12 protein-coding genes and 1 rRNA gene (1 of these 13 cut by a window edge) are annotated in these 13,389 nt (G+C 58.8%); 10 read left to right on the plus strand and 3 right to left on the minus strand.

The genetic code is table 11. The features are described from left to right. The 3 genes from FH041_RS16775 to FH041_RS16785 form a co-directional block, all read right to left on the minus strand. Positions 1 to 461 (minus strand): 16S ribosomal RNA (locus FH041_RS16775) (it extends 1,076 nt beyond the left edge of the window). A 555-nt stretch (positions 462 to 1,016) separates the two neighbouring features. After that, the gene (locus FH041_RS16780; RefSeq protein WP_088522793.1) at positions 1,017 to 2,237 is read right to left on the minus strand and encodes a CaiB/BaiF CoA-transferase family protein; all 1,221 of its coding nucleotides are present in this window, start codon (positions 2,235 to 2,237) and stop codon (positions 1,017 to 1,019) included. A 13-nt stretch (positions 2,238 to 2,250) separates the two neighbouring features. Next, a complete protein-coding gene (locus FH041_RS16785; RefSeq protein WP_027913210.1) occupies positions 2,251 to 3,432 on the minus strand; it encodes an acyl-CoA dehydrogenase in 1,182 nt (393 codons plus the stop codon). Between the two features lie 156 nt (positions 3,433 to 3,588). Here FH041_RS16785 and FH041_RS16790 point away from each other — a divergent pair, with 156 nt between their 5' ends. From FH041_RS16790 to FH041_RS16835, 10 genes are all read left to right on the plus strand, one after another. Further along, on the plus strand, positions 3,589 to 4,494 hold the full coding sequence (locus FH041_RS16790; RefSeq protein ID WP_027913211.1) for a LysR family transcriptional regulator: 906 nt from the start codon (positions 3,589 to 3,591) through the stop codon (positions 4,492 to 4,494). Positions 4,495 to 4,909: 415 nt separating this feature from the next. Beyond that, entirely contained in the window at positions 4,910 to 6,031 is a 1,122-nt protein-coding gene (locus FH041_RS16795; protein WP_027913212.1) for a Re/Si-specific NAD(P)(+) transhydrogenase subunit alpha, read from the plus strand. 12 nt (positions 6,032 to 6,043) lie between these two features. Beyond that, positions 6,044 to 6,364 (plus strand): NAD(P) transhydrogenase subunit alpha, encoded by a 321-nt coding sequence (locus tag FH041_RS16800; protein WP_023532697.1) that lies wholly within the window; start codon positions 6,044 to 6,046, stop codon positions 6,362 to 6,364. Next, positions 6,361 to 7,797 (plus strand): NAD(P)(+) transhydrogenase (Re/Si-specific) subunit beta, encoded by a 1,437-nt coding sequence (locus FH041_RS16805; protein ID WP_088522795.1) that lies wholly within the window; start codon positions 6,361 to 6,363, stop codon positions 7,795 to 7,797. The genes FH041_RS16800 and FH041_RS16805 overlap by 4 nt, the downstream gene beginning before the upstream one ends. 186 nt (positions 7,798 to 7,983) lie before the next feature. Beyond that, positions 7,984 to 9,477, plus strand: a complete 1,494-nt coding sequence (locus FH041_RS16810) for an acetyl-CoA hydrolase/transferase family protein (protein ID WP_028687772.1) — start codon at positions 7,984 to 7,986, stop codon at positions 9,475 to 9,477. Between the two features lie 339 nt (positions 9,478 to 9,816). Further along, complete coding sequence (locus FH041_RS16815; protein WP_027913215.1) at positions 9,817 to 10,032, plus strand: DUF1127 domain-containing protein; 216 nt, start codon at positions 9,817 to 9,819, stop codon at positions 10,030 to 10,032. 285 nt (positions 10,033 to 10,317) lie between these two features. Continuing rightward, entirely contained in the window at positions 10,318 to 10,635 is a 318-nt protein-coding gene (locus tag FH041_RS16820; RefSeq protein ID WP_027913216.1) for a DUF2388 domain-containing protein, read from the plus strand. Between the two features lie 29 nt (positions 10,636 to 10,664). Continuing rightward, positions 10,665 to 10,958, plus strand: a complete 294-nt coding sequence (locus tag FH041_RS16825) for a DUF2388 domain-containing protein (protein ID WP_027913217.1) — start codon at positions 10,665 to 10,667, stop codon at positions 10,956 to 10,958. Positions 10,959 to 10,994: 36 nt separating this feature from the next. Continuing rightward, positions 10,995 to 11,315, plus strand: coding sequence for a DUF2388 domain-containing protein (locus FH041_RS16830; RefSeq protein WP_023532340.1), 321 nt, complete (start codon positions 10,995 to 10,997; stop codon positions 11,313 to 11,315). Positions 11,316 to 11,320: 5 nt separating this feature from the next. Then, entirely contained in the window at positions 11,321 to 13,267 is a 1,947-nt protein-coding gene (locus FH041_RS16835; protein ID WP_371259656.1) for a DUF4105 domain-containing protein, read from the plus strand. The last annotated feature ends 122 nt before the right edge of the window (positions 13,268 to 13,389 follow it).

The raw sequence follows: 13,389 nt of genomic DNA on the forward strand, positions 1-13,389 counted from the left end.
ATTAATCTACAACCCTTCCTCCCAACTTAAAGTGCTTTACAATCCGAAGACCTTCTTCACACACGCGGCATGGCTGGATCAGGCTTTCGCCCATTGTCCAATATTCCCCACTGCTGCCTCCCGTAGGAGTCTGGACCGTGTCTCAGTTCCAGTGTGACTGATCATCCTCTCAGACCAGTTACGGATCGTCGCCTTGGTGAGCCATTACCTCACCAACAAGCTAATCCGACCTAGGCTCATCTGATAGCGCAAGGCCCGAAGGTCCCCTGCTTTCTCCCGTAGGACGTATGCGGTATTAGCGTTCCTTTCGAAACGTTGTCCCCCACTACCAGGCAGATTCCTAGGCATTACTCACCCGTCCGCCGCTGAATCCAGGAGCAAGCTCCTGTCATCCGCTCGACTTGCATGTGTTAGGCCTGCCGCCAGCGTTCAATCTGAGCCATGATCAAACTCTTCAGTTCAATACTGCTTGGGTTTTTAAGAAACCCTAAACTTGGCTCAGCAATCTCAAATGACTATGTGATTTCTCGCATGGTCACTTGTGATGCTGATAATCTTTCTGACTATCAGTCCGTACTCACAAGCACCCACACGAATTGCTTGATTCGATTTGTTAAAGAGCGTTTGGCTAAGAGTGTTTCGTCTCAACCGAGGCGCGCATTCTACGCTTTCCTCATTGCCTGTCAAGCATTTATTTTGAAGTTTGTTTCGAGAAACTCGTTCAACTTCAACCACTTGACTCGCTTCGATCTCTCGTAGCGGGAGGCGAATTCTACAGCGTTTCAACACGCTGTCAACCTTCTTCTCAACCGCCGCCGATCTATTCGATCGTAGCCCTTTCAGCACCACCCGAACTAGCTAACCCATTGAATCTCAAGGAGTTTCGCGTTCCGATGTCGCTGGAAGTGGGGCGCATTATAAGGGGATTCGAAACCGCGTCAACCTTTAATTTCATATAAATCAAAAGCAAAGCGGGGGGCTGCCGCCCCCCGCTTATTCATAGCCGCCGTCACCCGCTAGATCACCCCGGTCACCCGCAACCGTTTCACCTCGGCATCCGGCATGCTTAGCAGTGCCTTCAACACGCTCTCTGTATGCTCACCCAGTAGAGGTGGCGCATGCCTGTACTCAACAGGCGTCTGCGACAAGCGAATCGGCGAAGCGACCTGGGGCACTGTGCCTGCCAGCGGGTGCGCCATGCTCACTGCCAGTTCTCGCGCCACTACCTGTGGATCCTCAAACACCTGCGCCAGGTCATTGACCGGCCCACACGGCACGCCCACTGCTTCCAGGTCACTCACCCACTGCGCCGTCGTCCTGAACACCGTCACCTGGCGAATCAACGGTACTAGCTCGCCCCTGTTGGCTACACGTGCCTTGTTGGTTGCGAACCGCGGGTCATCAGCCCACTGTACCTGCCCAGCCACCTCTGCAAACTTTCGGAACTGACCATCGTTGCCCACAGTGAGAATGAAGTCGCCATCGGCCGTGGGAAAGTTCTGGTAAGGCACGATATTCGGGTGCGCATTGCCCAGGCGACGCGGCGGCACGCCCGTTGTGAGGTAATTCATCGCCTGATTGGCCAGGCACGCCACCTGGACATCCAGCAGAGCCATGTCGATGTGCTGACCCTCACCACGCTGCTCCCGATGAGACAGCGCCGCCAGAATCGCCACCGTCGAATACAGCCCGGTAAGAATGTCCGTCAGCGCCACCCCAACCTTCACAGGCCCCGCACCCACCTCACCCTCCGGCAGCCCTGTCAGGCTCATGAGCCCGCCAAGCCCCTGAATCATGAAGTCATAGCCCGCACGCTGCGCATAGGGGCCTGTCTGCCCGAACCCGGTGATCGAGCAGTAGATGAGCTTCGGATTGATAGCCTTCAGGCATGGATAATCCAGCCCATAAGCCGCCAAGCCGCCTACCTTGAAGTTTTCAATGACGATATCGCTCTTGGCAGCCAGTTCGCGGATCAGTCGCTGACCATCGGCCTGGGTGAAGTCGATCGTGATAGAGCGCTTGTTGCGGTTGGCTGCCAGATAATAAGCCGCTTCGCCAGTACTGCCACCCGCGCTGTCCTTGAGATAAGGCGGCCCCCACGCCCTCGTGTCATCGCCCTTGCCAGGACGCTCGACCTTGATGACATCGGCACCAAGGTCCGCAAGGATCTGACCAGCCCACGGCCCCGCCAGTACCCGCGACAGGTCCAGCACGCGCAGATGCGAAAGCGCTCCCATGACAGCCTCCTTATTAATAGAAAGCCTGAATACCTGTCTGCGCACGCCCCAGAATCAGAGCATGCACGTCATGGGTGCCTTCATAAGTGTTCACCACCTCGAGGTTGACCAGATGACGCGCCACGCCGAATTCGTCCGAGATGCCATTACCGCCCAACATGTCACGCGCCATGCGGGCGATGTCCAGCGCCTTGCCACATGAGTTGCGCTTCATGATCGACGTAATCTCGACAGCGGCAGTGCCCTCGTCTTTCATGCGCCCCAGACGCAAGCAGCCTTGCAGTGCCAAGGTGATCTCTGTCTGCATGTCAGCGAGCTTCTTCTGAATCAGCTGGTTGGCAGCCAGCGGCCTGCCAAACTGCTGCCGGTCCAGGGTGTACTGACGCGCTGTATGCCAGCAGGCCTCGGCAGCGCCCAGCGCTCCCCATGAAATGCCGTAGCGTGCGGAGTTCAGGCAAGTGAAAGGCCCCTTGAGCCCGCGCACCTCAGGGAACATGTTCTCCTCGGGCACAAACACATTGTCCATGACAATCTCACCCGTCACGGAGGCGCGCAGCCCGACCTTGCCATGAATCGCCGGTGCACTCAGGCCCTCCCAGCCCTTTTCCAAAACGAAACCACGGATGTCACCTGCGTCGTCCTTGCCCCACACCACGAACACATCAGCGATAGGACTGTTGGTGATCCACATCTTGCTGCCGGTCAACCGATAGCCGCCTTCGACTTTCCGGGCACGAGTGACCATCGACCCCGGGTCAGACCCATGATTGGGTTCAGTAAGGCCAAAGCAACCAATCCACTCGCCACTGGCAAGCTTGGGCAAGTACTTCTGTTTCTGTGCCTCGGAGCCAAATTCATTGATCGGCACCATCACCAACGACGACTGCACACTCATCATCGAGCGATACCCCGAGTCGATGCGCTCTACCTCGCGAGCAATGAGCCCGTAACACACGTAGTTCAGACCGCTCCCACCGTACTGCTCCGGGATCGTAGCGCCCAGCAGGCCCACTTCACCCATCTCGCGAAAGATCGCTACATCTGTCTTTTCGTGACGGAACGCTTCAAGCACGCGCGGAGCCAGCTTGTCCTGGGCGAACTGATAGGCACTGTCTCGAACCATGCGCTCTTCTTCACTGAGCTGTTGATCCAGCAAGAGGGGGTCGATCCAGCTGAAGCTTGCTTTGGCGGCCATGAATGCATTTCTCCCAGAACGGTGGATGACTTATGACGTGATCCTAGGCCGGGCAAGCGGCGACGACAAACGACGTTTCTGCACCTATGAGTGCTATTTTCTCACTCAGAGAGCATTGAAACCCCAAAACCAAATGTCCACGAGTGAGGGATAGGCATGCGTCGGAAGATACCCAGCACTACAGCCCTGGTTTGCTTCGAGGCTGCCGCCCGCCACGAAAGCTTCACCAAGGCTGCTCAGGAACTGTCGCTGACCCAGGGCGCTGTGTGCAGGCAGATCGGCAGCCTTGAGGGCTTTTTGAACGTTGAGTTGTTCCGCCGCTCACACCGGGGCGTGAAGCTGACCGAAGCAGGGCTGTCCTACAGCCGGCAAGTGGCCGCGCAACTCGATGCGGTAGAGCGCGATACGCTGTCGGTGATGCGTCAGCAGGGCGCCAGCGTGATCGAGCTGGCAGTGGTGCCCACGTTCGGCACTCAATGGTTGCTGCCGCGGTTGATGGATTTCCAGCAGCGTCAACCCGATGTCACGGTCAACCTGACCAATCGCACACGACCTTTTCTATTTGCCGATACCAGCTTCGATGCCGCCATCTACTTTGGTGACGGTGACTGGTCAGGTACCCGCTCGCACAGGCTGATGGGTGAAAATCCTGTCCCTGTCTGCAGCCCGGCGTTGCTTGGTGATAGGCACACCCTCCAGGCGCACGACATTGCACAACTCCCCCTGCTGCAACAAAGCACCCGGCCCTATGCATGGCGTCAGTGGTTCAGCAGCATCGGCATTTCTGTAGCAACCGACATGACCGGCCCCCGCCTTGAGCTCTTTTCAATGCTCGCACAAGCGGCCATGCATGGAATGGGGGTTGCGCTCATTCCCCCCTTTCTCATTCAACGCGAGCTCGGCGAGGGTAGGCTGGTGGTCGCTAACAGGCATGTTCTACGTAGCGACAGGGCCTACTATCTAATGATTCCGGAGCGCAGGGTCGAATCAACCACGCTGGATGCGTTTCGGGAATGGCTGGTGGCACAGGCGGCGGATTACGCTGACACCAAGGAAAGCTGACCCCGTAGTCAATTATAATTTACACCTACAGATATAATGATCTGTCGCATTTAAATAACTATATTGCAGCGCTTCTGACAGTGATAGAGTGCTTCAGCGATCTGTTATCAAGCCTCTGTTTGCGACATTCGCCTGCTTAAACACGAAAAATGCAGATTTTCCGCTGAAAACTGTCCTAGCTTGACGAATAAAGGCGCTTGAGCGTTCGCAACAGATCAGCTGCGACATCTGGTCACATGGTGACTTGTAGTTATTGGTTAGTTTCGCTCCAGATTCTATTGAAGCTCGTCTGGTTCGTCTGCAAAATGCTGTGCCCGCCCAGGATCGGGTGGTTGGGCCCTAAGCCGCTCCGGCGCACCCTACGAAGTGCGCTGGCCTCACAAATATAAAAAAGGTCATCGCAGGAGAAATAGTCGTGCACATTGGTGTTCCGCTCGAGACGCAGACCGGCGAGACAAGGGTCGCCGCGACGCCTGAAACCATCAAGAAACTGATAGGTCAGGGTCATCAGGTTACGGTCCAGCAAGGTGCTGGGGTCAATGCCAGCATTCCGGACAGCGCCTATGAATCTGTCGGTGCCCGCCTGGGCTCGGCGGCTGAAGCCTATGGCACCCAGTTGGTGCTCAAGGTAGTCGCGCCAACCGATGGTGAATTGGCGCTGATGAGCAGCGGCAGCCTTCTGGTCGGCATGCTCAACCCGTTCAACAACGACGTTATCGCCAAGATGGCCGCGCGCGGCCTCACGGCATTTGCGCTGGAGGCCGCGCCGCGAACGTCTCGGGCACAAAGCCTGGACGTACTTTCATCCCAAGCCAACATCGCCGGCTACAAGGCCGTATTACTGGCTGCCCATCACTATCCGCGCTTCATGCCGATGCTGATGACGGCCGCCGGTACGGTGAAGGCAGCACGCGTCTTGATCCTGGGTGCAGGTGTAGCGGGGTTGCAAGCGATTGCGACGGCCAAGCGTCTTGGCGCAGTCATCGAGGCATCGGACGTGCGCCCTGCGGTGAAGGAGCAGATCGAATCGCTCGGCGCGAAGTTCATCGATGTGCCTTACGAGACCGATGAGGAGCGCGACTGTGCCCAAGGCGTCGGCGGCTACGCCAGGCCCATGCCGGCAAGCTGGATGCAGCGTCAGGCTCAGGCCGTACACGAGCGTGCCCGGCAAGCAGACATCGTCATTACCACCGCACTGATCCCTGGCCGCAAAGCGCCTACGCTATTAAGCGCCGAAACGGTCGCCCACATGAAACCAGGTTCGGTAGTCATCGACCTGGCAGCGGCCCAGGGCGGCAACTGCCCACTGACCGTGGCCGACGAGGTCGTGCATGCCCATGGCGTCACCATCGTGGGCCCAACTAACCTACCCGCCCTGGTCGCAGCGGACGCTTCCGCCCTTTACGCACGCAACCTGCTGGACTTCACAAAACTGCTGTTCGACAAGGACGGCGCCCTGACCATCAACCTCGAAGACGACATCGTCGCGGCCTGCCTCATGTGCCGCGACGGTCAAATCGTCCGCAAGAACGGCTGAGGAGCACGACAAATGGAAGACATGCTGATTTCCCATGGCATTTATAACCTCATCATTTTCGTGCTGGCCATTTATGTGGGTTACCACGTGGTCTGGAATGTCACACCGGCGTTGCACACCCCGCTGATGGCAGTCACCAACGCGATATCGGCCATCGTTATCGTCGGTGCCATGCTCGCCGCTGCGCTAACGGTCACGCCTGCCGGAAAGGTGATGGGCACGCTCGCCGTTGCTCTGGCTGCAGTCAACGTATTTGGCGGGTTCCTGGTCACCCGCCGCATGCTTGAAATGTTCAAGAAAAAGGTCAAGAACGAGGGGCAGAAGTCAGCATGAGCATGAATCTGGTAACACTTCTGTACCTGGTCGCCTCGGTGTGTTTCATCCAGGCGCTCAAGGGCCTGTCGCACCCCACTACATCCCGGCGTGGCAACCTGTTCGGCATGATCGGTATGGGTATCGCGATCCTCACCACGGTCGGTCTCATTTATAAGCTCGGTGCTGAGCTGGCCACGGCCGGCATCGGCTATGTGATCGTCGGGCTGCTGGTGGGCGGCACCGCAGGCTCGGTGATGGCCAAACGCGTCGAGATGACCAAGATGCCTGAGCTGGTCGCCTTCATGCACAGCATGATCGGCCTTGCCGCGGTATTCATCGCCATTGCCGCAGTGCTCGAGCCCCAGTCGATGGGAATCGTCGCCGCCATCAGCGATCCAATCCCTACAGGTAACCGCCTGGAGCTGTTCCTGGGGGCTGCCATTGGTGCCATTACCTTCTCGGGCTCGGTGATCGCCTTCGGCAAGCTATCGGGCAAATACAAGTTTCGCCTGTTCCAAGGCGCGCCGGTGCAGTTTGCCGGTCAGCACAAACTCAACCTCATTCTCGGCCTGACCACCATCGCGCTGGGGTTGCTGTTCACCTTCACCGGCCACTACAGCGCCTTCACCCTCATGCTGGTGCTGGCGTTCATCATGGGCGTGCTGATCATCATCCCGATCGGCGGTGCCGACATGCCGGTGGTGGTGTCGATGCTCAACAGCTACTCGGGCTGGGCTGCAGCAGGGATCGGCTTCTCGCTGAACAACTCCATGTTGATCATCGCCGGCTCGCTGGTAGGTTCGTCCGGGGCGATTCTGTCCTACATCATGTGCAAGGCCATGAACCGCTCGTTCTTCAATGTCATCCTGGGCGGCTTTGGTGGCGATGCCGAAGCGGGTGCTGCCCAAAGCTCCACAGAACAGCGTCCGGTGAAGTCCGGCTCGGCCGACGATGCGACCTTCCTGCTCAGCAACGCCGACAGCGTGATCATCGTTCCCGGCTATGGCCTTGCCGTCGCACGTGCCCAGCATGCGCTCAAGGAGCTGACCGAGAAGCTCACGCACAACGGTGTCACCGTCAAATACGCCATTCACCCGGTGGCAGGGCGTATGCCTGGTCACATGAACGTGCTGTTGGCAGAAGCCGAGGTCCCCTACGACCAGGTCTTCGAGATGGAAGACATCAATGCCGAGTTCGGCCAGGCCGACGTAGTCCTGGTATTGGGCGCAAACGACGTGGTCAACCCGGCCGCCAAGAATGACCCCAAGTCACCGATCGCCGGCATGCCGATTCTCGAAGCCTTCAAAGCCAAGACCATCATCGTCAACAAGCGCTCCATGGCCAGCGGTTATGCAGGCCTGGACAACGAGCTGTTCTACCTCGACAAGACCATGATGGTATTCGGCGACGCCAAGAAGGTCATCGAAGACATGGTCAAGGCCGTGGAGTGAGGCAGGTTCTGTTCTGATCCTGTGAACAAGAAGAGCCCTGGTCGATAACGGCCAGGGCTTTTTCGTTAATTGATCCGGATCAACGGCCATGAAGCGGCGGGGGTAATACGACCATGGTCGCGGGACGGCACCGGTCTAAATCACTAGACTGCGCAGCAGTAGCTTAGTAGCCCGAGATAACAATCCATGTACCGTGATCGCATCCGCTTGTCCTCCCTGCATAGCAAGGTAATGAGTGCGGCCGACGCCGCTGGCCTGATCGAGGACGGCATGACCGTCGGCATGAGCGGCTTCACCCGCGCCGGTGAAGCCAAGGCCGTCCCTCACGCGCTGGCCGAACGCGCCAAGCAGTCGCCGCTGCAAATCAGCCTGATGACCGGCGCGAGCCTTGGCAACGACCTGGACAAACAGCTGACCGAAGCCGGTGTACTGGCCCGCCGCATGCCGTTCCAGGTGGACAGTACGCTGCGCAAGGCCATCAACGATGGCAAGGTCATGTTCATCGACCAGCACTTGTCGGAGACCGTCGAGCAACTGCGCAACCAGCAACTGAAGCTCCCCGACATTGCCGTGATCGAAGCGGTGGCCATCACCGAGCAAGGGCATATTGTACCGACCACGTCGGTCGGCAACTCGGCGAGCTTTGCGATCTTTGCCAAGAAAGTTATCGTCGAGATCAATTTGTCGCACAACCCGAATCTGGAAGGGCTGCACGACATCTATATACCTACGTACCGTCCTACCCGCACGCCCATCCCATTGGTAAAGGTGGATGACCGCATCGGCAGTACCGCTATTGCCATCGACCCTGCCAAGATCGTAGGCATCGTCATCAGTGACCAACCCGATTCGCCCTCCACGGTGCTGCCACCCGATGACGAAACCCAAGGCATTGCCGACCACCTGATCAGCTTCCTGAAGAAAGAGGTTGAAGCAGGGCGCATGACTAACCGGTTGGGGCCCCTGCAGGCGGGGATCGGCAGCATTGCCAACGCCGTGATGTGCGGGCTCATCGACTCGCCGTTCGAAGACCTGACCATGTACTCCGAGGTGCTGCAGGACTCCACGTTCGATCTGATCGATGCGGGCAAACTGCGCTTTGCCTCGGGCAGTTCCATCACCCTGTCCAGTCGCCGCAACACCGACGTGTTCGGCAACCTGGAAAAGTACAAGGACAAGCTGGTTCTGCGCCCGCAGGAAATCTCCAACCACCCCGAAGTGGTTCGGCGTCTCGGTATCATCGGTATCAACACTGCCCTGGAATTCGACCTCTACGGCAACGTCAACTCCACGCACGTCTGCGGCACCCGGATGATGAACGGCATTGGCGGTTCCGGCGACTTCGCCCGTAATGCACACCTGGCCGTATTCGTGACCAAATCGATTGCCAAAGGCGGCGCCATCTCAAGCGTGGTACCCATGGTCAGCCATGTGGACCATACCGAGCATGACGTGGACATCCTGGTCACCGAGCAAGGCCTGGCAGACTTGCGGGGCCTGGCCCCTCGGGAGCGCGCCAGGGCGATCATCGACAACTGCGTGCACCCCGACTATCGCGCGGCCTTGAACGATTACTTCGAGCGCGCTTGCCAGCGGGGCGGGCACACGCCGCACATCTTGCGTGAAGCACTGGCATGGCATGAAAACCTGGAAGAGACAGGTCGCATGCTTGCCCTGTAACGCGTCCTGAAGTAAACACAAACCTCGAAGGGTCGCTTGGCGACCCTTTTTTTACGCCACTGAGAAAGCAGCAACAGGGCAGGAACTGAATAAACTGTACTACTGTACTGCTTTTCACCAGATGATCTCTCCGGAAGGCAGAGGAATCACCGAAATATGCACCATATTCGCGCACACCAGTACAGTTTAGCCACTTTCGAGTGCAACAGTAGCATTACACAGTTAACTGGCTCGCCCTCTTTACCTGCAACTGTATCTACTGTTATGGACAAGAGGGGAGGATCATTGGCATCAGTTAAATCACTATCTAATGCCGCCATAAGCGGAAGGATGATCATCATGGAACGTACCCTCAGTTCCGGTCTGGTTTTTGAAAGCACCGCCAAACAATCCAACGCCTCGTTCCCCCTGCGCGTAGCCTCTACCTTGTTGCTTTGGCAGCGTCGTATGGCAAGCCGTCGTCAATTGGCTCGCTTGGATGCGCGTCTGCTGGCAGACGCCGGTATCAGCGAATCGCAGCGTTACGAAGAGTTGAGCAAGCCTTTCTGGCGCTAAGCGCCTGTGCCAGCCTGACTGGCAACGTGAATTTCGAAAACCCGTCGCAGAGCCCTGCGACGGGTTTTTTATTTGTGTTTCAAATAAAATCTCCGTCACCGGTACAGTTACCGTGAGCTCTTCTATAAGGCATAACAGTTCAACGCCGCTCTATCATTAACATCTTGATACAGCACCGCGTGATACGCTTCGCTTAACTGTCTGGTAGAACCGACTGTCATAGTCTAGGCAAGGGCCGTTGCCCACGTTCCCAGCTGGATCCCCTTACACCAGGAGCTTACGTTCATGACCCGTACTTACCTGATCGGCGCTGCGCTGATGCTTGGCCTGGCTGGTACAGCCAGTGCCAGCAGTTTTGTCGTCACCACCGACACCGTGGTACGAGGCGTCGCTGCCTCAACCAACGCCACGTCCGATGCGTCTTCATCCCTGCGCGATAACAAGATCGTGCAAGCAGCCCGCGACGACGCCGCCAGCTTCGTCGCCAGCCAGGGCAGCATCCGGGGCGCCAAGCTCGAAAGCGCGCTGGTTCACATCCGTGCCCAGGCACCTGCCTTGCACGCCAGCGACGAGCAACTGGCTCAAGCCATCCTGGCTCTTTGAGTCAGCAAGCCGTCTCCAGCCGATCGCTCATGCGTTTTCTGCTATTACCCCTGCTCTGGATCGCGGGCATAGCCACGGCTCACGCGCTGGACGCCACCACCCAAGGCCTGGTGATCTCGGGTTACGTCACGACCCAGGTCACCACTGCACCTTTTGATCGAAAGCTCATAAGCGCAGCGCGCGACGATGCGGCAATGTTCGTCGCCACCGAGGGTCGTGTGCGCGGTGCACGCCTTGAGGCAGCCCTTGAAGCCATTCGCGTGCATAAACCCGCGCGCACTGCCAGCGACCTGGAACTGGCGCGAGCAATCCTCGTCGAATGACTATCCTTTTCCTCCCAGTATTTTCGGAGATGCTCCATGCGTAAACCGCTGATTGCCGCTACTCTCGGCATGTTCCTGTTGGCCGACCTGGCCCAGGCTCAGACCTTGGTGGCCACCAGCAACATCATCGTGCGCGCCTTTGGCCGCTCGATCGACTTCACATCGGATACCACGACATCCATTCGCGATTCGAAAGTGGTACGTGAAGCTCACGACGATGCAGCCAGCTTCGTGGCCAGCGACGGCGATATCCGTGGCGCGCAACTGGAAGCGGCGTTCACGACGTTGCGCGAGCGTGTGCCGCAGGCACGCGATGCCAGTGACCAGGTATTGGCCGAAGCTATTCTCGCGCTGTGAAGTCACTGCGTGCCGGGTGGTTCGGCTGTCTTCTGACACTGCTCGGCACGCCCGCGCTTGCAGACTTGCACCTGGATCTGCAAACCGCCGACCTGACCCCGCAGCAGGTCAGCGCCAGCCAGGCGCTGCTCGACCAAGCGATGGCCAGCCTGCCACCCTCGTTCAAGCAGCGGCTTGATCGCACCGTCAGCGTCAGTTGGAGTGACCAGATGCCGCCTGACGCCTACGGCCAGGCATCACTGGTGTCCAGCCTGATGCTCAATCGGCGCCTGCTGCCCAGCCTTGCCGACGGCACCGCGACCACAGAGCTGACGCATCGGCCCCATGGCACTGTGCGCAACGAACTGTTGGCGACCGTGGTCCATGAGCTCACTCATATCTACGACCGCGCCCGGTTGTGGCCGGGGCAGCAGAACGCATTGCTCACTCGATGCAACCGCCTGCAAGGCACTGTCGGGAATATAGGCCTGCCCGGCGAATGCCGCGGCCAGGCGGGGCGACGGTTCACCCTCAGCGATGACCCACGCCTGCTGGACCTCGCCGGCTGGCCCCAGTACGTAGGCCGGCGCGGCGAGCGCGAACAGCATAACGGCCAGTTCGTGCGTAGCCCCGACCGCTACGAGCTGAGCAGCCCGAAAGAATACGTCGCGGTCAATATGGAGTACTTCCTTCTCGACCCCAGCTATGGCTGTCGCCGCCCCGCGCTCAATCGATACCTGACTCAACATTTTGGCTGGAGCCCTCCCCAGGACGCCTGCGCCAAAGGCCTGCCGTTCATCAATGCCGGTAGCGACTTCGCGCGCCAGCCGCTGGGTGAGGTCGACCCCGAGCGGGTGTACGAAGTGGATTACCTGCTGGCCGAGGCCAATCAGAACCTGGTCAGCCGCTGGGGGCACAGCATGCTGCGCCTGGTCATCTGCAAGCCCGGCCGTCCGCGAGGCCCGGACTGCCGCCTGGACCTTGATCAAAGCCTGGTGCTTTCGTACCGCGCTTTCGTCAACGACGTCCAGTTGTCCAGCTGGGATGGACTGGTCGGCGTCTATCCCTCCCGGTTGTTCGTGCTGCCGCTGGGGCAGGTCATCGATGAATACACCAAGACCGAACTGCGCAGCCTGGCCTCGGTGCCACTCAAGCTCAATCGTGAGGAGATCGAGAACCTGGTCCGCCAGGCCGCCGAAATGCACTGGAGCTACGACGGCAACTACTGGTTCCTGTCCAATAACTGCGCCGTGGAATCGCTGAAGCTGCTGCGTAGCGGTACCGCCAACCCAAAACTCAACGACCTTGACAGCATCATGCCCAATGGCCTGCTTGCCGTGCTCGACGGCCGTGGGCTGGCTGACACCAGCGTGCTGGACGATCCGCGAGAGGCACTGCGCCTGGGCTACCGCTTTGACTCGTACCGCGACCGCTACCAGGCCATGTTCGATGTGCTCAAGAAGCAACTGCCGGTAAAGCAAACCAAGGTAGAGGATTGGTTGGCCCTGGACGCCGAGCAACGCAAGCCCTGGTTCGACCAGGCTGACCTGCGCACCAGTGCCGCCTTGCTGCTTCTGGAACAGGCGGGCTTGCGACGGCAACTGCTGTTGGCACAGGACGAGGTCAAGCAGCGCTATCTCAATGCCGCAGCGCTCAAGGATGGTAGCGTCGACAAGGCCGATGCCACCCTCAAGCAGATGCTCGCCAACAGCGGTTTCCTGAGTCGCCCGGCGGAATTGCTCGACACCACAGGCTACGGGCTGCCGCAGCGAGAAGAGCGGGTTCACCTGGAAAAGGTCAGCAGCGAACGCCAGGCGCAGTTGCTGCGCTTGAGTACCAACCTGGACAAAGAGGTGAGGGCGCTGCTCGAACCTTCCCGGGCCAGGCAGATAGCGGAAGTTGAAGCCAACGTGAAGCACATCGGAGAGCATCTTCGCGCACTGCATAAGGCAGCGGGTGGGCTACAGCTGTAGCGGCTCAACAGCCCATCCACCCGCTTTACCTACCTTTTGTCACCCTTGATCGAGCGAAAGCTGGCTGAAAGCTTGCCCGCTTAGGATAGCCCCATTGCCGGCACAGACCGGTCAGCCAGGGC

The sequence above is a fragment of the Pseudomonas sp. SWI7 genome (assembly GCF_006351945.1).
Lineage (GTDB): Bacteria > Pseudomonadota > Gammaproteobacteria > Pseudomonadales > Pseudomonadaceae > Aquipseudomonas > Aquipseudomonas fulva.